At 35.0% G+C, this 23,220-nt stretch carries 17 protein-coding genes, 1 tRNA gene and 1 riboswitch; of the genes, 7 read left to right on the forward strand and 11 right to left on the reverse strand.

Going from position 1 to position 23,220, the window contains the following annotated elements; translation table 11 throughout:
• Positions 1–31: 31 nt before the first annotated feature.
• Positions 32–127: riboswitch (TPP riboswitch) on the reverse strand.
• A 90-nt stretch (positions 128–217) separates the two neighbouring features.
• The 6 genes from FDM27_RS06755 to rplM form a co-directional block, all read right to left on the reverse strand.
• Entirely contained in the window at positions 218–778 is a 561-nt protein-coding gene (locus tag FDM27_RS06755) for a DNA-3-methyladenine glycosylase I (protein WP_140485687.1), read from the reverse strand.
• A 2-nt stretch (positions 779–780) separates the two neighbouring features.
• Positions 781–1,428, reverse strand: a complete 648-nt coding sequence (locus FDM27_RS06760; protein ID WP_140485688.1) for a queuosine precursor transporter — start codon at positions 1,426–1,428, stop codon at positions 781–783.
• Positions 1,429–1,564: 136 nt separating this feature from the next.
• Positions 1,565–2,527, reverse strand: coding sequence for a translation elongation factor Ts (gene tsf, locus FDM27_RS06765; RefSeq protein ID WP_035656929.1), 963 nt, complete (start codon positions 2,525–2,527; stop codon positions 1,565–1,567).
• A 129-nt stretch (positions 2,528–2,656) separates the two neighbouring features.
• Entirely contained in the window at positions 2,657–3,421 is a 765-nt protein-coding gene (gene rpsB, locus FDM27_RS06770) for a 30S ribosomal protein S2 (protein ID WP_140485689.1), read from the reverse strand.
• 171 nt (positions 3,422–3,592) lie between these two features.
• Complete coding sequence (gene rpsI / locus FDM27_RS06775; protein ID WP_071184711.1) at positions 3,593–3,979, reverse strand: 30S ribosomal protein S9; 387 nt, start codon at positions 3,977–3,979, stop codon at positions 3,593–3,595.
• Positions 3,979–4,434 (reverse strand): 50S ribosomal protein L13, encoded by a 456-nt coding sequence (rplM, locus tag FDM27_RS06780; RefSeq protein WP_071184712.1) that lies wholly within the window; start codon positions 4,432–4,434, stop codon positions 3,979–3,981. The genes rpsI and rplM overlap by 1 nt, the downstream gene beginning before the upstream one ends.
• Before the next feature lie 335 nt (positions 4,435–4,769).
• Here rplM and FDM27_RS06785 point away from each other — a divergent pair, with 335 nt between their 5' ends.
• A complete protein-coding gene (locus FDM27_RS06785; RefSeq protein WP_140485690.1) occupies positions 4,770–5,822 on the forward strand; it encodes a LacI family DNA-binding transcriptional regulator in 1,053 nt (350 codons plus the stop codon).
• Positions 5,823–5,855: 33 nt separating this feature from the next.
• Here FDM27_RS06785 and FDM27_RS06790 read toward each other — a convergent pair whose 3' ends face one another.
• Positions 5,856–6,878 carry a hypothetical protein gene (locus FDM27_RS06790; RefSeq protein ID WP_255510497.1) on the reverse strand — a complete coding sequence of 341 codons (1,023 nt, stop codon included), beginning with the start codon at positions 6,876–6,878 and terminating at the stop codon, positions 5,856–5,858.
• 276 nt (positions 6,879–7,154) lie between these two features.
• A complete protein-coding gene (gene polA, locus FDM27_RS06795; RefSeq protein WP_140485692.1) occupies positions 7,155–9,998 on the reverse strand; it encodes a DNA polymerase I in 2,844 nt (947 codons plus the stop codon).
• Between the two features lie 1,287 nt (positions 9,999–11,285).
• Here polA and FDM27_RS06800 point away from each other — a divergent pair.
• Positions 11,286–12,518, forward strand: coding sequence for a metallophosphoesterase (locus tag FDM27_RS06800; RefSeq protein ID WP_140485693.1), 1,233 nt, complete (start codon positions 11,286–11,288; stop codon positions 12,516–12,518).
• A 75-nt stretch (positions 12,519–12,593) separates the two neighbouring features.
• The gene (locus tag FDM27_RS06805; protein ID WP_071184716.1) at positions 12,594–12,893 is read left to right on the forward strand and encodes a thioredoxin family protein; all 300 of its coding nucleotides are present in this window, start codon (positions 12,594–12,596) and stop codon (positions 12,891–12,893) included.
• On the opposite strand, the gene FDM27_RS06810 is transcribed toward FDM27_RS06805, so the two are convergent.
• Both FDM27_RS06810 and FDM27_RS06815 read right to left on the reverse strand, forming a co-directional pair.
• On the reverse strand, positions 12,890–13,543 hold the full coding sequence (locus FDM27_RS06810) for a polysaccharide deacetylase family protein (protein ID WP_140485694.1): 654 nt from the start codon (positions 13,541–13,543) through the stop codon (positions 12,890–12,892). The two genes, FDM27_RS06805 and FDM27_RS06810, sit on opposite strands and share 4 nt — an antisense overlap.
• 88 nt (positions 13,544–13,631) lie before the next feature.
• Positions 13,632–16,910, reverse strand: a complete 3,279-nt coding sequence (locus tag FDM27_RS06815) for a DUF2723 domain-containing protein (protein ID WP_140485695.1) — start codon at positions 16,908–16,910, stop codon at positions 13,632–13,634.
• 217 nt (positions 16,911–17,127) lie between these two features.
• Between FDM27_RS06815 and FDM27_RS06820 the strand changes: the two genes are divergently transcribed.
• Positions 17,128–17,198: transfer RNA gene (locus FDM27_RS06820), tRNA-Gln, on the forward strand.
• 51 nt (positions 17,199–17,249) lie between these two features.
• On the opposite strand, the gene FDM27_RS06825 is transcribed toward FDM27_RS06820, so the two are convergent.
• Entirely contained in the window at positions 17,250–18,074 is an 825-nt protein-coding gene (locus FDM27_RS06825; protein ID WP_140485696.1) for a universal stress protein, read from the reverse strand.
• A gap of 176 nt (positions 18,075–18,250) precedes the next feature.
• Here FDM27_RS06825 and rimP point away from each other — a divergent pair, with 176 nt between their 5' ends.
• The 3 genes from rimP to infB are packed head-to-tail and all read left to right on the forward strand — an operon-like array spanning position 18,251 to position 22,959.
• Positions 18,251–18,715: a ribosome assembly cofactor RimP gene (rimP, locus tag FDM27_RS06830; RefSeq protein ID WP_140485697.1), complete on the forward strand. Its 465-nt coding sequence runs from the start codon at positions 18,251–18,253 to the stop codon at positions 18,713–18,715.
• 13 nt (positions 18,716–18,728) lie between these two features.
• Positions 18,729–19,982, forward strand: coding sequence for a transcription termination factor NusA (gene nusA / locus FDM27_RS06835; RefSeq protein WP_071184721.1), 1,254 nt, complete (start codon positions 18,729–18,731; stop codon positions 19,980–19,982).
• A gap of 52 nt (positions 19,983–20,034) precedes the next feature.
• On the forward strand, positions 20,035–22,959 hold the full coding sequence (gene infB, locus FDM27_RS06840; RefSeq protein ID WP_071184722.1) for a translation initiation factor IF-2: 2,925 nt from the start codon (positions 20,035–20,037) through the stop codon (positions 22,957–22,959).
• Positions 22,960–23,220 lie beyond the last annotated feature (261 nt).

The raw sequence follows: 23,220 nt of genomic DNA on the forward strand, positions 1-23,220 counted from the left end.
ATGGCTACAATTGCCCAAAAAATGGGACTATGGAAGTCATCTTACTTTTCCCTACGCTAGTATGAACTAGATCAGGTTCAGAGGGTAAAATCTCAGCCTGCGATTGCAGACACCCCTAAAGTGTGGGACAAATGTAATGAAAAAGTTAGAAATAAGATTTTAGAAGTTAGAAGTTTAACAATTTTATACTGAATACTTCTAAACTAAACACTACGTACTATTTTCTTGTCCAACAATCGACAATGTGGTCGTTAACCATTCCTGTTGCCTGCATATGGGCGTAAACTACGGTAGAACCAACAAATTTAAAACCACGTTTTTTTAAGTCTTTGCTAATGGCATCTGAAAGTGGAGTAGTGGCAGGAACATCTTTAAGACTTTGGATTTTGTTGTCAATAGGTTTTCCGTCAACAAAACCCCAGATGTATTTAGAAAAACTGCCAAATTCTTCCTGAACTTTCATAAAGGCAAGTGCATTGGAAACAGCTGCACGAATTTTTAATTGGTTGCGGATAATTCCGGGATTGGTCATTAATTCCTGAATTTTTACTTCGGGATATTGGGCGATTTTTTGATAATCAAATTGGTCAAAAGCTTCGCGAAAGCTTTCTCTTTTTGCCAAAACAGTGTACCAGCTCAATCCTGCCTGAAAAGTTTCCAAGGTCAAAAATTCAAATAATGTAGGGTCGTCATAAACAGGAGTTCCCCATTCTTCATCATGGTATTTACGGTATAAATCGTCTTTTTCGCACCAGGCGCAACGTGTTTTTGTTTCCATAATTAGTTGTTATGAATGTATTTTTCGATCATCGAATGTCCTAAATAGATAAGCGGCGTGAGCAATATAGCAATAATCAGTTTTACGAAATAACCGGTAAATGCCGAGGCAATATAATCTGATGTGGAGATTTTTCCGGTCATCCAAAAGGCAATTCCCAAAACGATAAAACTGTCGAATAGTTGGGAAATAACGGTAGAACCTGTACTTCGTAACCAAATCATTTTATTACCGGTTTTCTTTTTGAAAAAATGAAAAATACTCACATCGATTAATTGTGAAATTAAGAAAGCAGTGATACTACCAACGATTATCCACATACTCTGCCCAAAAACAGCATAAAACTGTTCATCGGTCACTAAACCATCGCCTTTGACAGCTGGAATTTTTAAGGCAAAAAACAATAAAACAAAACAATACGCAATCAGGCAGGCAGTGATTAAAGAAAGTTTACGAACCCCTTTTTCGCCAAAATATTCATTGATTAAGTCGGTGGTGACAAATACAACCGGCCAGGGTAAAATACCAATACTCATCAAGTATGGTCCAACGTAAATGAGTTTTCCGCCTATCATTTCGGCTACAACGGCATTGGTGATAAAAATTCCGGCAAGGATTACGTAAACAAGGTCTTTTTTGGATTGAAACATACATTGGGATTTGATTCAACCAAATTTAGTTTCTTTATTTTGAATTTGGGATTGGAACAAAAGTTAAATTCAAAAAAAATCCCATTTCGTTTTCTCAAACGAGATGGGATTTGTATAAGTATAAAACCTAGTTAGATTAACCTAAAGTAACTCTTTTGAAACCAGTGATTTCAACATTGAATCCTTTAACGTAATCACCAACTTTTTTACTATCATCTTTGATGAAGTTTTGGTCTAATAAAGCTTTTTCTTGGTCTAAAGTAGTGTTGTCAGAGATGAAACGTTGTACTTTTCCAGGAATAATTTTGTCCCAAATTTGCTCTGGTTTACCTTCAGCTTTTAATTCAGCTTTAGCATCTTCTTCAGCTTGTTTGATAACTTCAGGAGTTAATTGAGAGAAAGAGATGTATTTAGGAACATTTTTCAAAGTTTTTCCTAAACGTGCAGCTTCTTCATTATCTTTTTCGATAACAGCAATACGAGCAGCAAGTTCAGATTCAACGAAAGCTGGATCAAAATCTTTGTAAGATAATGTGTCAGCTCCCATAGAAGCAACTTGCATAGAGATATCTTTTGTTAAGGCTTCAGCGTTAGCAACTGGAGCAGAAATTGCAGTTAAAGCAGCAATTTTGTTAACGTGAACATAAGATCCAACGTAAGCACCTTCTAAAATTTCGAAACCACCGATCTCGATTTTTTCACCGATAACACCAGTTTGCTCGATTAATTTCTCAGCAACAGTAATTCCGTTGAAATCAGATGCTAAAAATTCTTCTTTAGAAGAGAAGTTGATTGCTTTTTCAACTAATTGTTTAGCTAAAGTTACGAAAGCTTCGTTTTTACCTACGAAGTCAGTCTCACAGTTTAAAGTGATGATAGCTCCTTTAGTGTTGTCTGCGTTGATGAAAGAAACAGCAGCACCTTCAGAAGACTCACGGTCAGAACGGTTAGCAGCAACTTTTTGTCCTTTTTCTCTAAGGTTTTGTATTGCTTTATCGAAATCTCCTTCCGCTTCAACAAGAGCTTTTTTACAGTCCATCATTCCGGCACCTGTAGCTTGTCTTAATTTATTTACGTCTGCAGCAGTAATTGTTGCCATAATATATCTTTTGTTTTAATGTTAAAAGTAAAAATTCCAACCTTCAAATCCCAAATTCCAACGTTATCAGATGGTTAAAAAATCTGATTTTGGAATTTGGAATTTAAAATTTGGAATTTAAAAGTTTATTTATTCTTCAGTTGCAGGAGCAGTTTCAGCCTCAGCAGCCGGAGCTTCTTCAGCTACTTCAACTTCTTTTTCAGAACCTCTTTCAGAAAGTCCTTCGATAACTGATGCAGTTACTAAAGATAAAATTTTCTCAATTGATTTAGAAGCATCATCATTGGCTGGGATAACGTAATCTACTTCACGTGGATCAGAGTTAGTATCAACCATTGCGAAAACTGGAATGTTTAATTTTTGTGCTTCTTTTATTGCGATGTGCTCAGCTTTGATATCTACTACGAACAATGCAGCTGGAAGTCTAGACATATCAGCGATTGAACCTAAGTTTTTTTCTAATTTAGCACGAAGACGATCTACTTGCAAACGCTCTTTTTTAGATAGAGTGTTGAAAGTACCATCTTTCTTCATTTTATCAATAGAAGACATTTTTTTAACTGCTTTACGGATAGTAACAAAGTTTGTTAACATTCCACCTGGCCATCTTTCAGTGATGTAAGGCATGTTTGCAGCTTTTGCTTTATCAGCAACGATGTCTTTTGCTTGTTTTTTGGTAGCAACAAATAATATTTTTCTACCTGATGCAGCGATTTTTTTCAAAGCTTCGTTAGCTTCTTCGATTTTAGCTGCAGTTTTATATAGGTTGATAATGTGAATACCATTACGCTCCATATAAATGTAAGGAGCCATGTTTGGATCCCATTTTCTAGTCATGTGTCCAAAGTGAACACCTGCTTCTAGTAATTCTTTTACTTCTACTTTGTTTGACATTTTTGTACTAGTTTACGTTCTGTTGAGTAAGCAATGTATAAATGGCGAAATTTCGGCTAAATACATTTAGATGCTAAACTAATTTCCCGACGCATCGGGACAACAACAACATTGTTTAAATTCAATAATAAATTCAATAAAGTCTTGCTCCTGTGAACAAGACAGGCAATATTAACGTTTAGAGAATTGGAATCTCTTACGAGCTTTCTTCTGACCGAATTTCTTACGTTCAACCATTCTTGGGTCTCTAGTTAATAAACCTTCTGGTTTTAAAACACCTCTGTTTTCAGCATTTACTTCACACATTGCGCGAGCGATTGCCATTCTTACAGCTTCTGCCTGACCAGTTACACCACCTCCGTAAACATTTACTTTTACGTCAAAGTTAGATGCGTTTTCTGTCATAGACATTGGTTGCAATACTTTGTACTGTAAAGTAGCTGTAGGGAAATAAGTTGCGAATTCTTTTTTGTTAACAGTGATTACTCCTGTTCCTTCTGAAACATAAACACGTGCAACAGCGGTTTTTCTTCTACCGATTTTGTGAATAACTCCCATTACTTAAGATCGTTTAGGTTAACAGTTCTTGGTTTTTGGGCCGCTTGTTTGTGCTCAGAACCAACAACAACATTTAAATTTCTGAAAAGTTCAGCTCCTAATTTGTTCTTAGGTAACATTCCTTTTACTGCTTTTTCAACTAAAGCTGCAGGGTTTTTAGCTTGCAATACTTTAGCAGTTAAAGTTCTTTGTCCTCCTGGATAACCTGTGTGACGCATGTAAATTTTCTCGTCCATTTTGTTACCTGTAAGGTTGATTTTTTCTGCGTTGATAACAATTACGTTATCTCCACAGTCCACGTGTGGGGTATAGCTTGGCTTGTACTTTCCTCTTAAAATCATAGCGACTTTAGAAGCAAGACGTCCTAAGTTATGACCCTCTGCATCTACAACGATCCACTCTTTAGTAGAGTTTGCCTTTGTAGCTGAAATTGTCTTGTAGCTTAATGCGTTCACAATAAAAATTTTTTAATTAAACATTCCATCCCCAATAAAGGGGTTGCAAAAGTACAATTAATTATTTTAAATACAAATACCTTAAATGAATAATTTTTTCAGGTTTTCTGGCTGATAATCAATCGGATATTTGTGTTGCTCTGAGCTGCTTCTTTTTTGTATTTCTGTAGGTGGCTCAGGTTTTTAAATTATCTTACATTTGATTTGAAAAATAAATTGATTATCTTGCAGTCTTGCGATGTGAGGAATAAGAGAAATAGGATTTATTTTTTAGAGTTAATCCGGTGTTTTTTATTAATTGCATCTATTCTAAAAACGAAGACAATATTATTAATATGAAAGTTAAAGCTACACTTAAACAAATTGCCAAAGAACTTAATGTTTCTGTTTCTACGGTTTCTAAAGCACTGAATGATAGTCCGGAGATTAGTAGTCAGACTAAGGTTAAGATTAAAGAGTATGCTAAACTCAAAAATTACAAGCCTAATATTATAGGTTTGAATTTAAAAAACAGAAAAACTAAAACCATAGGGGTGATTATCCCGAATATTTTGAATTCTTTTTTTGCCAAAGTATTTAGCGGTATTGAAAAAGTAGCTGACGAAAAAGGGTATAATGTAATTACCTGTATTTCGAATGAATCGATAGTAAAAGAAATCAATACTTTAGAAATGTTGAGCAATGGAACTACTGATGGTTTTATCTTGTCGGTTTCACAGGAAGCTCAAAAACTCCAGGATTACTCTCATTTTACCGATATTATTAATGAAGGAACGCCAATTGTAATGTTTGACCGCATTGCTGAAGAAGTCGAATGCGATAAAGTAGTGGTAGATGACTATGATTCGGCATTGAATGTAACGCAAAGATTAATCGATACGGGGTGTAAAAACATTGCATTGATTTCTTCGGTAGATGATTTAAGTGTTGGGAAACTAAGAACCGAAGGTTATTTGAAAGCTCTGGCCGATAATGGAATTTCGGTAAACGAAAATATTATTCTTCGTACCAATTCAGAAGATGATATGAAGAAAAAAATTGAAGCTGTTTTCGAAAACAATACAATCGATGGTGTTTTTGCTTTAGACGAACGTGATTCGGTTGCAGCATTAAAAATCGGAATCAAAAAAGGCTATAAAATACCTGAAGAGTTATCCATCATTGGTTTTGCTGACGGAATTTTAGCTTCCAGAAGATTAACACCAAGTTTGAGTACTGTAAGTCAGCATGGAGTAGAAATTGGCGAAGTAGCTGCCAAATTACTAATCCAGCGTTTAGAAGCCGATGGAGAAAACGAATTGCCTTATCAAACGGTGGTTATCAAAACCAATCTAAAAGAAAGAGAATCTTCTAAAACGAAAAAAAAATCCATTCTTAAAAATAAATAAGAATGGATTTTTTGTTTTGAATGTTTTTATGTTCTAATTAAAGCTGTATTTAAATTTAGGATTTTTATATTTTTTCAATTTTTCAAACGAAACTAAGAAAGTTTCTTCGCAAGATCCCTTCATTGCATGTGGAAAAGAGGGGGTAAATTCGATACCTTTTTCAGAGTAAATCCAAGTTAAAAAATCCCAACGGTTCAAATCAGTCATGTCACAAGGCTCTTCTTCATTATCTTTTGGTTTTTTAAAATATTGTTGAGCATTTACTATGGAAAATAGTTTAGGTGCAAAATAATCATGTCTGTACTTCGAGTAGCTGTCAAAACCACTTTCTTTTTCAGTTGTTACACTTTTGTCAAAAGCGATTATATCATCTATTTCATAATTTTTCCCTGTATTTAAATCAATTAAAAAACCTCTAGTTGTATAATCAGGATAAGCCCCTCCGCAAAACCAATTCATGCTTGTTTTAAATCCTAATAAATTGCTGTTTAAAAAAGTTAAAGAGGTTTCATAAGCTATACCTTCTCCAGTATTATATTCAAAACTCGATGAACAATTTAATTGGTCTAGGATATTTTCAATATGTATTTTTTCTAAAACTGGATTGACTGCTTTTCTGTTGTTTTCTGGGAAATTATCTCCTAATCTAAAGAAGGGAGCATCACAATGTTTTTCTGAATACCACTCTATTACTTTGTTTTTATAAGTAGTAGTTTTTTGTTTCTTGAATTCAAGGAATTTCGATTTTACAAGATTTAATTTTTCATCAATATAGTTTTCTGATAAGTCAGATTTGTAATTGGTAAAATCAATTGGAGAAAGCTTGACGGTAAAGGATTTTCCTTTGGCATCCCTCCAGATTCCTTCAAAATTATTGTTAGCTACTTTTTTTAGAATAAATTTTTCTCTGATTGTATCATTGTGCTTTACTGTTAAAGTGAATTCATTGTTCTTAAAAGATCCTTCTAGCGGAATGTCTTTTAATGAGTTTTGGTAAAAATAAATAGCATTGGTATTAGGTTCCTCGGTAGTAGAGCCAAATAGATTTATACTCATATAGATTTTACTTTTTGCCAAAGTACCTTCTAAATAATAGCTTTGATTTTGACAAAACACCAATATGGATTGAAATACAAAAAAACACAGGATTATTTTCTTCATAAATTTAGGATTGCTAATGTTAGCTTGCATTCTGTAATAGGAATAGGCTTAACGAAGATACTCAAAGAGGTACAAAAGTGCACTAAATTTCGCATATTTTTGTACCTCTTAGTGAAATAAAGTCTATTCCGGATTACTGCTACTGCATTCTAAATTCTGCAATCTAAAATATTAATGCGCTTCCAGCCAGTCTTTACCCATTCCTAAATCGACAACCAAAGGAACTTCCAGTTTAAAAGCATTTTCCATTTCGGCTTTAATCATTGGTTGGATTTTTTCCAGTTCATCATTGTGTACGTCAAACACAAGTTCATCATGTACCTGCAATAACATTTTTGATTTCCAGTTTTCAGTAATTAATTTGTTATGAATGTTAATCATTGCAATTTTGATAATATCCGCAGCTGAACCTTGAATAGGAGCATTCACAGCATTACGTTCTGCACCACCGCGGACCACGGCGTTTTGCGAATTGATGTCTTTTAAATAACGACGACGACCTAGAATAGTTTGTACATAACCATGATCTCGGGCAAAATCAATTTGTTCATTAATAAACGATTTTAATCTTGGGTAGGTTTTGTAATAAGCCTCAATCAAATCGGCACTTTCAGAACGCGAAAGATTCGTTTGGTTTGAAAGTCCAAAAGCTGAAACCCCATAAATAATTCCGAAGTTCACCGTTTTAGCATGACTACGTTGTTCGCGGGTTACTTCTTCTAATGGAACGTTGAAAACCTTAGAAGCAGTCGATTTGTGAATGTCTTCATTGTTTTGGAAAGCCTTAATCATGTTTTCTTCACCACTTAGCGCAGCAATCACACGCAATTCTATTTGAGAGTAATCGGCAGAAACCAGAGTGTAATTTTCATCACGGGCTATAAAAGCTTTACGAATTAATCTACCTCTTTCGGTACGAATAGGAATGTTTTGTAAGTTCGGATTGTTCGAACTCAAACGTCCTGTTGCCGCTACGGTTTGCATATAATCGGTATGCACGCGTCCTGTTTTGGTGTCAACCTGGTTCGGTAAAGCATCAATATAAGTACTTTGTAATTTTACCATTTGGCGCCATTCCAGAATGTCACGTACAATTTCGTTGTCATTGGCAAGATAACTCAGGACTTCTTCGCCAGTAGCATATTGTCCTGTTTTGGTTTTCTTTTGTTTAGCACCGCCAATTTTCAATTTGTCAAATAAAATATCACCGAGTTGTTTTGGCGAAGCCAGATTGAATTTTTCACCGGCAGTTTCATATATTTTTTGTTCCAAAGCATTACTCTCGGCAGCCATTTCAACTGACATGCTTTTCAAAAACGGAACGTCAAGTTTGATGCCTTCGGTTTCCATAGCTGCAAGAACAGGAACAAGCGGAATTTCGATTTCGTCAAATAGTTTTTGCGTGGCTGTTTTTTCCAGTTCTACAGCAAATAATTCTTTCAATTGAAAAGTGACATCGGCATCTTCGGCAGCATATTCTTTGATATCTTCCAGCTCGACCTCGCGCATCGATTTTTGATTTTTTCCTTTTTTGCCAATTAAATCTTCGATGGATTTAGGTGAATATTTCAAATAAGTCTCTGATAAAATATCCATATTATGACGCATATCGGGATTAATCAAATAATGCGCAATCATGGTATCGAATAATTTTCCGGCTACGCGAATGCCGTAATTAGTCAGTATTTTTAAATCGTATTTGATGTTTTGACCAATTTTTTCAATTTCAGCATTTTCGAAAAACGGAATGAATTTTTCTGCCAAAGCTTTGGCTTCGTCCTGATTTTCCGGAAACGGAACGTAGAACCCTTTTCCTTTTTCGTAAGAGAATGACATTCCGACTAATTCCGCATGCAAAGCATCTAAACCAGTAGTTTCGGTATCAAAACATACCGAAGTTTGTTTTTGTAAATTTTGCAATAATAATCTAACGCCTAAATCGCCCTGAATAATCTGGTACGAATGCGGTGTGTTTTCAAGTGTGTTGTAAAATTGTGTGTGTGCCACTTCAGTGTCTTGTGCCGGAGTGGTAGCCGAAAATAAATCAAACTGATCTTCGTTTTTAGGCTGCGGTTTTTTATATAGTTTCGCTTCGTCAACTGGAGCTCCTTCATTTTGGGGAGCTTGGGATGGATTTTTGAAAATAGCATCAAATTGTTCCGCCATTCTTCTGAATTCGAGTTCGTTGAACAAAGCATCTGTTTTTTCTACATCAGGCTTTGAAAGTTCATAATCTTTTTCACAAAAAGTTACCGGGCAATCCAGTAGAATAGTCGCCAGTTTTTTAGACAGTAATCCCAGTTCAGCATTTGCTTCAATTTTGTCTTTGATTGCTCCTTTTAGTTGGTGCGTGTTAGCCAATAAATTTTCGATAGAGCCATATTCAGCAAGGAATTTTTTAGCTGTTTTTTCGCCTACACCTGGTAGTCCAGGGATATTATCGGCCGAGTCGCCCATCATTCCCAGATAGTCAATCACTTGCTCCGGTCTTTGGATTTCGAATTTTTCCAATACTTCAGGGATTCCCCAAATTTCGATTCCGTTACCCATACGGGCGGGTTTGTACATGAAAATATTTTCCGAAACCAATTGGGCAAAATCCTTATCAGGTGTCATCATGTACACCTTATAGTTTTGTTTTTCGGCTTGTTTGGCAATCGTTCCAATTAAATCGTCGGCTTCATAACCCGGAACTTCAATAATAGGAATATGCATAGCGTTCAATAAGGCCTGGATATAAGGAACGGCAATTTTGATGGCTTCGGGTGTAGCATCGCGATTGGCTTTGTATTCAGGAAACAATTCGTTGCGTAAATCGCTGCCGCCTTTGTCAAAAGCCACCGCCAAATGGTCTGGTTTTTCACGCTTAATCACATCCATCAGCGAATTCATAAATCCCATAATGGCCGATGTGTCCATGCCCTTAGAGTTGATTCTTGGATTTTTAATAAAGGCATAATACCCTCTAAAAATTAAAGCATAGGCATCGAGTAGAAAAAGACGTTTTTGTGACATTGAAGTGTAAATTGAATTTAAAATGTAAAAATATAGAATTCAATTTACTTTATGATTATTTCTAATTGCTTTGTTGGGATTGGTTTATCCGTGTATAAGTATTTTTTTTTTTTTTTTTTTTTTTTTTTTTCAATCTTGTCAAATAGCTCTTTCTTTTTTGCTTGATCAAAAAAGAAACAAAAAAATCAAGTCTTACACTTCCTCGTCGGTCAAATTAGTTTTCGAATATTAAAAGAAAAGAAACTCGCTTCGCTCAAACAGCTTTTCTTTTTACATATTCTTCAAACATTTGACACTCGACTGCGGAAGTTAAGGACGGGCGAAACTTTAAAGCGATAATGTTTTGTTTACATAGTTATGTAGCGATTTTTATCAATCTTGTCATTTCGACGGAGGAGAAATCTCATCAAGTAGCTCCGCAAAGATTGGGTAAAAGTGCTAAAACAAAGTTTTTGTGTAGAACCCGCGTTGCAAACGCTTTGTTTTTTTCAGGAAAGTAGGAACTTGATGAAATCCAGCGCCAGTTAGAAAATTAATAATTGCGGTTAACGAATGTTTTTCGCTGTTTTTTTCAAGTTTTGAAATCCATAAACTCCAAGGTAGGAAAGAAATTAGTAAAATAATTATTAAAAGTGTAAGTCTGTTTTTTCCGTTGTGATTTTCTACTTTATAAATGAATTTGTCAGTATTATTATTGTAGAAAACTTTTATTTTACTGTTTTTTGGATATTTTTCACAAGTTTTTTTGTCAAGTTTTACAGAGTATTGTTTATTGTTTTTCTTTATGAAAATGCTCGAACTCATTTTTGGTGAATAATTGCAGTTTTGTTGAATTACAATATATTCGTTTTCCTCATTCATTTTAATTGTTTCATAGTATACATTGTCGAGATAAAATGAATAAAATATTCCAACAATTATGATAAATATTATTCCAAGTTGGTTTCTAGAGTAAAATTTCATTTGATTTTAAGATTCAAATTTTAAAAAAAAATATTTATTATTTTTTTAAAGAGTTTTCATGAAATAACATATTAAGTCAGTTCGGTTAAAATCTATTTGAGTAAGCTTTTTTAATTTCAAATATATTAAAATATTCTTACAAAAGTAATTGATAGATTAAATGTTAAACCTGAAAGGTTTTCAAAACCTTTCAGGTTTGGTTTGTTGTAATAATTATTTTAGGGCTGAGTTGTTTCAATAAAACATCAGGATTCCGTTAAAATTTAATTAAGTTGTTCTTAATTAAGCGGTAGATGTTGTTATTTTGTGTAAAAATGTATTACAATGGGGTTTAGGTTGTTGTTTTTTATTATTGTATTGTTAGTTGTTGAAGTCTATGCTTTTCAGGCTGTTAAGACTAACGTTAAGGATAAATGGTTTTTAGTCGGTTATAGTTTGCTGAGTTTGGCTATTTTGGTTTATATCGTTTATGGTTTTTTTAGCTTTGACCGTTCGGTGGGGCAAACTAAGTTTACACTGTTTACAATGGGGTTAATGCTGGTGGTTTATCTGCCTAAGATGGTGTTAGCCGTTGTGTTGTTACTGGAAGATGTTTTTAGAATAGGAGCGGGAGTGCTTAATTATTTTACAGAAAATGACAATGAGAGTTTTCTGGATTCCAGGCGAAAATTTGTTAGCCAAATTGGATTAGGTCTGGCTGCCATTCCGTTCTTGTCATTACTTTATGGTGTAACCATTGGAAAATACAATTATAAGGTAATCAAACAGCGTATCTTTTTTCCTGATTTGCCCGATGCTTTTGATGGTTTTACGATTACTCAAATTTCGGATGTGCATTCGGGAAGTTTTGATAATCCGGAGAAGATTAATTATGCTATTGATTTGATTAATGAGCAAAATTCGGATATGATTTTGTTTACCGGTGATATTGTGAATACGCATGCTAAGGAGATGCACCCTTGGATTGAAACTTTTAATCGAATTAAAAAACCGCAATATGGTAAGTTTTCGGTTTTGGGGAATCATGATTATGGCGAATATGTGGCTTGGCCTTCGGAATCTGAAAAAAGTCAAAATTTCAAAGAGATTAAAGATTTGTACGGTCAGATTGGTTTTAGTTTATTGCTAAATGAACATACCATTATTAAAAAAGGAGAAGATAGAATAGCTGTTGTGGGAGTTGAAAACTGGGGGCATAATTTTAAGAAAGCAGGCGATTTGAACAAGGCATCTGAGGCTTTGAACGACAAAGATTTTAAAATTTTGATGAGTCACGACCCGAGCCATTGGGATCATGAAGTTAAAAATCACCAAAAGAATTTTCATTTAACTTTTTCAGGACACACACACGGAATGCAGTTTGGTATAGAGATTCCGGGTTATTTCAAGTGGAGTTTGGCACAATATGTCTATGCACAATGGGCTGGTTTGTATGAGCATTTAGGGCGTTATGTGTATGTAAATAGGGGTTTTGGCTTTCATGCTTACCCTGGCAGAGTAGGAATTATGCCTGAAATTACAGTTATTGAACTAAAAAAAGGAGAGAAAGTAGCATAATTCGTTAAAAATGCTACATTTGTATCAAAGAAACGCGATTTTTTATTAGATTTAAAAAAAATAATTCGTTGGTTTATGTCAAAATTTGGAGAACTTATAAGTGCAAAAGTGCCTGTGTTGATTGATTTTTACACAGACTGGAATGAATCTTCTGTTGCTATGCACGAGGTGATTAGAGATGTTGCAGCTGCCTTAGGAGATAAAGCAAAGGTGATAAAAATTGATGTTGATAAAAATCAAGAGCTTGCTGACGCATTACGAATTAAAGGTTTGCCTACTTTGATGGTGTATAAAGACGGTCAGATGGTTTGGAGAAAATCAGGAGAATTAGATGCTAATTCTTTGATTACCATTGTGCAGGAATTGCTGGTTTAGTCTTTTATAGCTTCGAATAAAAAGTGATTCTCCGTTAAATACCGGAGTGCTTTAGGGAGTACATATTCCAGATTTTTAAATGCTTTTACACTGTCGTGAAATACTATGATGCTTCCCGATGTAGTGTTAGATAATACATTGTTTAAGCATTTTTCTTTAGAAATGTTTTGGTCAAAATCGGCACTCAAAACATCCCACATGATTATCTTATAGCCTTGTTGTCTGAGCTTTTTAGCTTGGGCGACTTTTACTTTTCCATAAGGAGGTCTGAAGATTTTAGATTTTAGATCTTTGATTTCAGACTTCAGATTTGAAATAGCAGTTTCGCAGGCTTCAATATTTTCTAAATATTCTTGAGATGTGGTTTTCCATCCATTCAGGTGATTGTAGGTGTGGTTGCCTATGCTGTGTCCTTTTTCAAGGATTTGATTAAAGATTTCGGGATTTGCTGCAATGTTTTTGCCGATGCAAAAAAAAGTGGCTTTGGCATTGTATTGTTCTAATTGATTCAAAACCCAATTGGTGATTTCGGGTGTGGGACCATCATCAAAAGTGAGGTAGATTTTCTTTTCGTTATTAGGAATGTCCCAAATGAAATTAGAAAATATCATTTTGATGATAGGGTTGGTTTTAATCCAGTAGGGTTTCATTTGAGTTTTGTTTGATATTAAAGATAAAAAAATGTAGCAATCCTTTTGTGTTGGGATTGCTGCATTTTTTTATAAAATAAATTGTTTGTTATTCTTTATCACGTCCAAAACGTTCGAAAATATCAATATAAGTATTGAAAGTTGTCCGGTTTTTTTGGAAGAAAGCAGTGTCGTTATTTTTCTTCATTACGTCCAGTAAGGCTCTGTATCGCTCAATATCAGTAACAATATCTATCGCTATGTCCGATTGGTCAGAAGCGCTCATTTTGCTGTAGTAATTTAGATTTTCTTTGTACTTGCCTATTAATTTAGTAAGTAGTTCATGTGCTTTTGCTTTTTCACCTACCTGGTAATAGTTATTTGCAAATGGTTCCAGTAAAGAATAGTAGCCAAATTTGTCAATTGGCATTTTTTGCATAGCCAGATTGATTACTTTTTTAGCCTTGTCTATTTTATTTTCTTTAATTAATTGATCTGTCAATCGAGAAAGATTGGTTCTGTAGGTGATACTTTCTCTACGGGTTTCCGGATCGTGGTATATATCACCATCGCTATTGCCCCAATCCCATTTCATGATGATGTTGTACATTTTATCAGCATCAATTTGTCCCATTTCCATAGGGTTTCCGTCTTTAGGAATGGTAGTTTTTACAGGGACTAATTTGTAAACCATACCGTCAAGTTGCAGGTAGTCTTTCATCCATAAATATTCTTCGTCTTCAAAAGCCCCGCCGCTAAAATAGATTGGTCTTTTCCAGTTGTTGTTAGCAACTAAATCCAGCATCATCAGTCGGTTTTTGTATAAGGCACTTCCTTGGATGTCAATATCAATATAAGGAACGATAGAATCGTAATCTTTCTCTGCAACCATTTTGCTTTTGATGATAGCGTTTTTGTCCACCGGAATTCTAACCTGATTTGTTGGGTAGAAATGGATGGTTTGTCCGTTCTGCATATCAACAGTAGATTTAGGGTGTTTTATAAAATCCATAAAACTTTTTACAGTCCATCGGCTTTTTATTTTTGGAATACTTACTACATAATCCAGTTTATCACCTACATATTGATCGTGAGTAAACGAAATAGGGAGTGGTTCTGATTCATAGGTTTTTGATTTCATTTGGTCAATGTACCAGTCTGTCATAAAAAGACTAGTGTTGACAATTTTTATGTCAGTTCTGATACCTTCAATTTCCTGAGCATACCATAAAGGGAAAGTGTCATTGTCTCCAATGGTAAATAAAATAGCATCCTTGTCGCAAGAGTTTAAGTAGGCTTTAGCCATAGCAAGAGCCGTGTATTTATCTGAACGGTCGTGGTCGTCCCAGTTTTGTGCAGCCATTAATACAGGAGCTGTCAATAAAGAAGCTGCTATGATAACCGGTCCGGCAATTTTTGGGTTTAGATATTTTTTGGCGCTTTCGTATAATGAATAAACGCCTAATCCAATCCAGATGGCAAAAACATAGAAGGAGCCTACTAAGGCGTAGTCTCTTTCTCGTGGTTCAAAAGGTCTTTCGTTTAAGTAGATTTTTAATGCTATTCCTGTAAAAAGAAATAAAATAGTTAAAACATAAAAGCTTTTTAAGTTTTTGCTGGCATGGTGCATTAGTCCGATAAGTCCCAGAATAAAAGGAATGAAATAATAAACATTACGGCCTTTATTGTTTAAGGCATCGGTAGGCAGATTGTCCTGAGAACCTAAATGAATCTCATCTATAAATGGTATTCCGCTTAGCCAGTTTCCGTCCTGATTGTCGTATCTTCCCTGGTTGTCGCTTTGACGGCCTACGAAATTCCACATTAAATATCTCCAATACATGTAACCAAATTGATATTCGACCATGAAACTAAGATTGTCAGTCATGGTAGGTTTTTCAATGATTAGGTAATCGCTGTAGCTTCTTAAGAATTTTACATAGCCTTCGTTGTCTATTTGTTTTTGAGCATAAGCTTGCCTGAATTCAGTGATTGTTTTTTCTACCTCATTCTTTAATTGAGCAATGGCACGGTTGTAATCTTCTTCAGAAAGTTTGCTCGCATCCACTCCATATCTGGCTAAATCATTTTCATAAGGATAGTTTGGGTTGATGCTAAATTGTGGAGGGTTTGTAAAATTGATATAATTTTCAATATTACTTGTGCTCCACATTCTTGGTAAAAACGATTTTTGAGCGTCATCACTGTTTTGTTCGGCGTTTTTATAATTATTTACAATAACATATTTTCCTGTTTTGTAATCTCTCTCGTAGTTAGGAGCTTTGTCACGATAAGGATTTTCAGGGTCTAGTCCTGCAAAGGCTTCGGTGTATTGAGGTCCGTAAAACAATGGGTTGGAGCCGTATTGTTCGCGGTTGTAATACGCTAATACTTCTCGGGCATCCGAAGGTCTGTTTTCGTTAATAATGACATTGGCATTGGCGCGAATTGGCAACATTAACCAGGTTGAGAAACCAATTAGTATAAATAATATGCAAAGTATTAAGGTGTTGTAAGTTATTAAACCTTTGTTTTTGGTGTATTTTAATCCAAAATAAAAAGCAGCAATTAATGCTAAGGCAGCAAGTATGGTTCCTGAATCAAAAGGCATTCCAAGGCTGTTAACGGTAAAAACTTCTGTTTTGGCAAAAAATGCCATGGTTAAAGGGAGTAGTAATTTGAAAATAAATAACAAAACAGATACAACTACTACATTGGCAATAATAAAGTTCTTAATGGTTATGGTTTTGTAATTTTTAAAATAATACAGAAACCCTATTGCCGGGATAGTTAATAATGCCATAAAGTGTACACCAAACGATAAACCGGTTACTAAACAGATAATTAGTAGCCATTTGTTGCCTCTTGGTTTATCCATGTCTTGCTCCCAACGCAATCCAAGCCAGAAAAGTAAAGCAATAAGCAGGGATGCCATGGCGTAAACTTCGGCTTCCACGGCGTTGTACCAAAAACTATCGGAAAAAGTATAAGCTAAAGCACCTACAAGTGAACTTCCCAGAATTGCAATGTCATTACTTTTGTTGGCTTCTTCATCCTTATTTACAATTTTTCTCAAAATCATGGTAGAGGACCAAAACATAAAAAGAATAGTAAAAGCACTGGAGAAAACAGAAGTCATGTTGACCATTAACGCAACATGTTGTGCACTGGCAGCAAACATTGCAAAAAAGGCGCCAATCATTTGGAATAACGGAGCTCCCGGTGGGTGACCTACCTCTAGTTTTGCTGCTGTGGCTATATATTCCCCACAGTCCCAAAAGCTCATTGTAGGTTCAACAGTAAGAGAATAGGTTATTAATGCGATTCCAAAAGCAATCCATCCTATGATAGTATTCCATTTTTTGAAATTGAAAGACTCCTTGTTCATGTAGTAAAATTTAGTTAATTTTTTCGAGTTACAAAGAAAATGTTTTTTTACTTAAGGTTATAGGCATTAACAAAATTTTCTACAAAACAATTAGGTTTTTTAAGGTGTTGATTTTGAGGTAGATTTTGATTTTGTGAATTTTTTTTCGAAAAAATATCAAAAAAAATTTGCGTAAACTGAAAAACGTTGTAAATTTGCACTCGCAATAAAGCACTGCTGGTCTATGGTGTAATGGTAACACAACTGTTTTTGGTGCAGTCTTTCTAGGTTCGAGTCCTAGTAGACCAACATAAAAGTCCCGATAAAATCGGGACTTTTTTTATGCATTAAACTTTCGTTTTATATTTTTAATACTAAGAGTGGTTTGGAGGCGTGATTGGCTAAATCTTCACTGATGCTTCCGGTGAAAAAATGAGAGAGACCAGTTCTTCCGTGTGTGCAGAGGCTGATTAAATCGGCATTTATGTCTTTGGCAAAATGGATAATGCCTTTTTCTATGTTTACGTCATTGTAGATATTGAATGAGTAATTTTTTATTTCAAATTCGCTGATGAACTTTTTTGCAATTTTGTTGGCAATGGCTGTTGTTTTAAAGCTGTTTGGAGTACATACAGTTACCAGATTTAGTTTAGCGTCAAAAGAATTAGCGAAATCCAGGATTTTTTGAAACGGTTTTCTTATCTCTTCTGAAAAATCGGAAGCAAAAACAATGTTTTCAGGGTTGAAGTTGTTGATTTCTTCCTTAATAACAATTACAGGTGCTGGGGATAATCGGACTACTTTTTCGGTATTTGAGCCTAATATGAGTTCTTCGATTCCTGATACGCCATTGGAACCCATTACAACTAAGTCAATTTCTTCTTTATTGATGAAGGAAAGGATTCCGTGAGAGGCTTTTTCCAGCTGAATAAAATCAATTACGGTGAGTTCTTTAAGGTAGTTTTTTTCTTTAATGAACTGCATTGTTTCTTTTGCTTTTTGTAAAAACAGCATGATTTCCGGTATTGCAGCTCCGCCGGTTATAGCGTCATTCATTTGACTTGGAATTTCAAGCATGTGTAAAAGATGAATTTCGCAATTGTTCTTTCGGGCTATTTGAGCGGCTACTTTTAGAGCGTTTTCGGCTCGTGTTGAGAAATCGGTAGGGACAAGAATTCGTTTCATGGTTTTGTTCTTTGGAGGAGGTTAGGATTTGGTTTTTAAAGTAATAATAAAGGTAAGGAATAATTTTACAGCAATCAATTATTTTTGGTTTATAAAAATAAACACTATATTTGTGCCGTTATTTATTAAAATCTAGATAATGAGGGGACTAAATGTCCCCTCTTTTTATAAAAAATATGACATTTAAAGAGAAAGTAAATACGTTGTTAGTGGAGGCTCTTGAAGATAGACCTACGCTTTTTTTGATTGATTTAACTATTACTGACGCATTTAAAGTTATGATAACCTTAGATGATGATAATGGTGTAATTTTGCAGGACTGTATTGATGTAAGTCGGGCAATAGAGAGTAAGCTGGATAGAGAAGAACAGGATTATTCTTTAGAAGTAGCTTCAGTAGGTGTGGGATCTCCGTTAAAAATGGTTCGTCAGTATGTGAAGAATATTGGCAGAACCCTGATTGTGACTACAAATACTGAAAAAATTGAAGCTGAATTAGTTGATGCTAATGAAGATTTCATAATTTTGTCTTGGAAAGCAAGAGAGCCTAAAAAAGTAGGAAAAGGAAAAGAAACAGTACAGAAAGAACAACAAATACCTTATACAGAAATTAAAGAGGCAGTTGTTACAGTAACATTTTAATTAAAGAATTCGCATGGAAAATTTAGCATTAATCGATTCATTTTCAGAGTTTAAAGATGATAAACTTATTGATCGTGTAACGCTTATGGCAATTTTAGAAGATGTATTTAGAAATGCATTGAAGAAAAAATACGGTTCAGATGATAATTTCGATATCATTATCAATCCTGATAAAGGAGATATGGAAATTTGGAGAAGAAGAGTAATTGTTGCTGATGAAGATTTAGATTTCGAAAATGAAGAGATTACTTTAACCGAGGCTAGAAAAATCGAAGCTGATTTTGAAATTGGAGAAGAAGTTTCTGAAGAGGTAAAATTGATTGATTTAGGAAGAAGAGCTATTTTGGCTTTGCGTCAAAATTTGATTTCTAAAATTCATGAACACGATAATACAAATCTTTATAAGCAATTTAAAGATTTAATAGGTGATATATACACCGCCGAAGTACACCATGTAAGACCAAGAGTTGTTATTCTTGTTGATGATGAAGGAAATGAAATTGTTTTGCCAAAAGAAAAACAAATTCCATCAGATTTTTTCCGTAAAGGAGATAACGTTCGCGGAATTATTGAAAGCGTTGAATTAAAAGGAAATAAACCTCAAATTATTATGTCCAGAACTTCTGAGAAGTTCTTGGAAAAATTATTTGAACAGGAAATTCCGGAAGTTTTTGACGGTTTAATCATGATCAAAAAAGTAGTGAGAATTCCGGGTGAAAAAGCAAAAGTAGCGGTGGATTCTTATGATGACAGAATTGACCCGGTAGGGGCTTGTGTGGGGATGAAAGGTTCTCGTATTCACGGAATTGTACGTGAGTTAGGTAATGAAAACATTGATGTTATTAATTATACTAATAATATTCAACTGTTTATTACAAGAGCATTGAGTCCTGCAAAGGTTTCTTCGATTAAAATCAATGAAGAAGCTAAAAGAGCTGAGGTATTCCTGAAATTAGAAGAGGTTTCAAAAGCAATTGGTAGAGGAGGACACAACATTAAATTAGCCGGTTTATTAACGGGTTATGAGTTGGATGTTATCAGAGAAGGAGATGTTGAAGGAACTACAGCAGATGAAGATGATGTTGAATTAACAGAGTTTTCAGATGAAATAGACGAGTGGATTATCGAAGAATTTGCGAAAATTGGATTAGATACTGCTAAAAGTATCTTGAAACATGATGTAGAAGATTTAGTAAGAAGAACAGATTTAGAGGAGGAAACAATTCTGGATGTAATGAAAATATTGAAAGAAGAATTCGATAGTTAGTCCTATGTACTTCTAACAACACAACGAAAATAGGTAATATTAAAAAGGTTATATGTCTGAAGAGAGAGTAATAAGAATAAACAAAGTTTTAAGGGAATTGAATATTTCTTTAGAAAGAGCTGTGGATTATCTTAAAGATAAAGGGATTGCGATAGAGTCCAATCCAAACACAAAAATTTCTAATGAAGTGTACGATGTCTTGTGCGGTCAGTTTGCGGGTGACAGAGGGAAAAAAGAGGCTTCTAAAGAAGTAAGCGAAGAGAAAAGGAAAGAAAAAGAAGCATTGCGTATTGAGCGTGATAGAGAGGCGGAAGATAAGCGTAAGCAAGAGGAAGAATTACAAAGACAACAACAGGAAGTAATTAAGGCAAGAGCTGTAATTTCAGGTCCTGTTCAAGTTGGAAAAATTGATTTGAATCCTGCAAAACCTGCTGCTGCCCCTGTAGAGGAGAAAGTAGTAGCTCCTAAACCTGAAGTTGTAGAAGACAAACCGGCTCCTAAAACTAGTGCTCCAGAGAAAATCGAATCAGACAAAAAAGTAGAAAAACCTATCGTTGCCGAAGCTAGTAAGACTGTTGTTGAAAATGTAGCACCTAAGGAAGAACCTAAAAAAGAGGAGAAGCAAGTTGTTGCAGCGCCTCAGCCTAAAGAAGTAGCTAAGGTTGAAAAAGAGGTTGTAAAAACCGATGAAGCACCGGTTGAGGAGGCAATTGCTACGCAATATCAAAAACTTTCAGGAGCTAAATTAACTGGTCAGACTATTGATTTATCGCAATTCAATAAGCCTAAAAAGAAAAAAGAAGATCCTAAAATTACAGCAAATAAGCCGGGTACTCCTGGTGCTCCCGGAGCTAATGCAAATAAAAATAAGCGTAAGAGAATTGCGCCTAAACCAGGAACTCCTGCGGCTCCAAATACATCAAATGCTCCCAGAACTCCCGGGACTCCAAATCCAAATAAAATAACACCTAATACTGGTGGTGGATTTAATGCTAACAGAGGAGACAGAGGTGCCAGACCTGGATTTGTAAAAGGAAATCGTCCTGCTATTGTGGCTAAAGTTGAGCCAACAGAAGAGGAAGTTAAAAATCAAATTAGAGAGACTTTAGAGAAACTTCAGGGTAAAAAAGGAGGGAAATCTAAGGCTGCTAAATACAGAAGAGATAAAAGAGATACTCACCGTCAGAAATCAGATGATGAACAAAGAGCTTTAGACGAAGAAAGTAAAATTCTTAAAGTAACCGAGTTTGTAACTGTAGGTGAAATTGCTATCATGATGGATGTGCCAATTACTAAGGTTATTGGAACTTGTATGTCTCTTGGAATCATGGTTACCATGAACCAGCGTTTGGATGCAGAAACATTAACTATTGTTGCTGACGAATTTGGTTATGATGTTGAGTTTATTACTGTAGATATCGAAGAAGCTATTGAGGTAGTTGAAGATAAAGAAGAAGACTTGGTAAACAGAGCGCCTATTGTTACGGTAATGGGACACGTTGACCACGGTAAAACCTCTTTGCTGGATTATATTCGTAAAGAAAATGTTATTGCTGGTGAGTCAGGAGGAATTACACAACACATCGGTGCTTACGGGGTGAAATTAGAGAATGGTCAAAAAATTGCATTCTTAGATACACCGGGTCACGAGGCGTTTACCGCAATGCGTGCACGTGGAGCACAACTTACCGATATTGTTATTATCGTAATTGCTGCCGATGATGATATCATGCCACAAACCAAAGAGGCTATCTCTCACGCTCAGGCGGCTGGGGTGCCAATTATCTTTGCAATCAATAAAATAGATAAGCCAAACGCAAATCCGGATAAGATTAAAGAAAGATTAGCTGGTATGAATTTGCTTATCGAGGAATGGGGAGGAAAAATCCAATCTCATGATATTTCTGCTAAGACAGGTCTTGGGGTAAAAGATCTTTTGGAGAAAGTATTGTTAGAGGCTGAAATTTTAGATTTAAAATCAAATCCTAATAAGTCAGCTCAGGGTGCTGTTGTTGAAGCATATTTAGATAAAGGAAAAGGATATGTTTCTACTATTATGGTGCAACACGGAACTTTAAAAATTGGAGATTACCTGTTAGCAGGTAAACACCATGGTAAGGTAAAAGCAATGCACGATGAGCGTGGTAACATTGTTACTGTTGCAGGTCCGTCAACACCGGTATCTATTTTAGGTTTAGATGGAGCTCCTACAGCCGGAGATAAATTCAATGTTTTTGAAGACGAGAAAGAAGCAAAACAAATTGCTGCTAAACGTTCTCAATTAATGCGTGAGCAATCAGTACGTACACAACGTCATATTACTCTTGACGAAATTGGTCGTCGTATTGCGTTAGGTCAATTTAAAGAATTGAACGTAATCCTTAAAGGAGACGTGGATGGTTCTGTTGAGGCATTATCTGATTCGTTCTCTAAATTGTCAACTGAAGAAATTCAAATTAATATCATTCATAAAGGAGTTGGAGCAATTACTGAAACTGACGTTATGTTGGCTTCTGCTTCAGATGCAATCATTATCGGATTTAACGTTCGTCCTGCCGGAAATGCAAGACAGCTTGCTGATAAAGAAGAAATTGATATCCGTTACTACTCAATCATCTACGCGGCTATTGACGACTTGAAAGATGCAATGGAAGGAATGCTTGCTCCGGAAATGAAAGAGGAAGTGTTAGGTACTGCAGAGATTAGAGAAATTTTCAAAATTTCTAAAGTAGGTTCTATTGCTGGATGTATGGTTACTGATGGTAAAATTACCCGTCAGGCAAAAATCAGAGTTATCAGAGCCGGAGTGGTAGTTCACGAAGGAGAATTGGTGGCCTTGAAACGTTTCAAAGACGATGTTAAAGAAGTTACCAAAGGTTACGATTGTGGTATCCAAATTAAAGGATTTAATGATATTGAAGAATACGATGTTATTGAAGCTTTCCACGAAGTAGCAATCAAGAAAAAATTGAAATAATATTTCAAATATAAATTTATAAGAAAATCCCGATTCGTCGGGATTTTTTGTATTTTTAGGGTTTTGGGAATGGTATTGGTATTGTTGTTAGTTATAATTATAAGTACAACGGTAAGGAGTGGCAAGACGAGAGTACAATGTCATTAAGTTAAGAGTTTTTTGCTGAATTAGCAAGTGTTTTTAATTGTTTTTTAATACTATTTTTCGTATTTTTATTATCAAATAATAACACCTGAATTTTGAAAAAAAACGAGTACTTTT

The organism is Flavobacterium sp. GSA192 (genome assembly GCF_006386525.1).
GTDB lineage: Bacteria > Bacteroidota > Bacteroidia > Flavobacteriales > Flavobacteriaceae > Flavobacterium > Flavobacterium commune.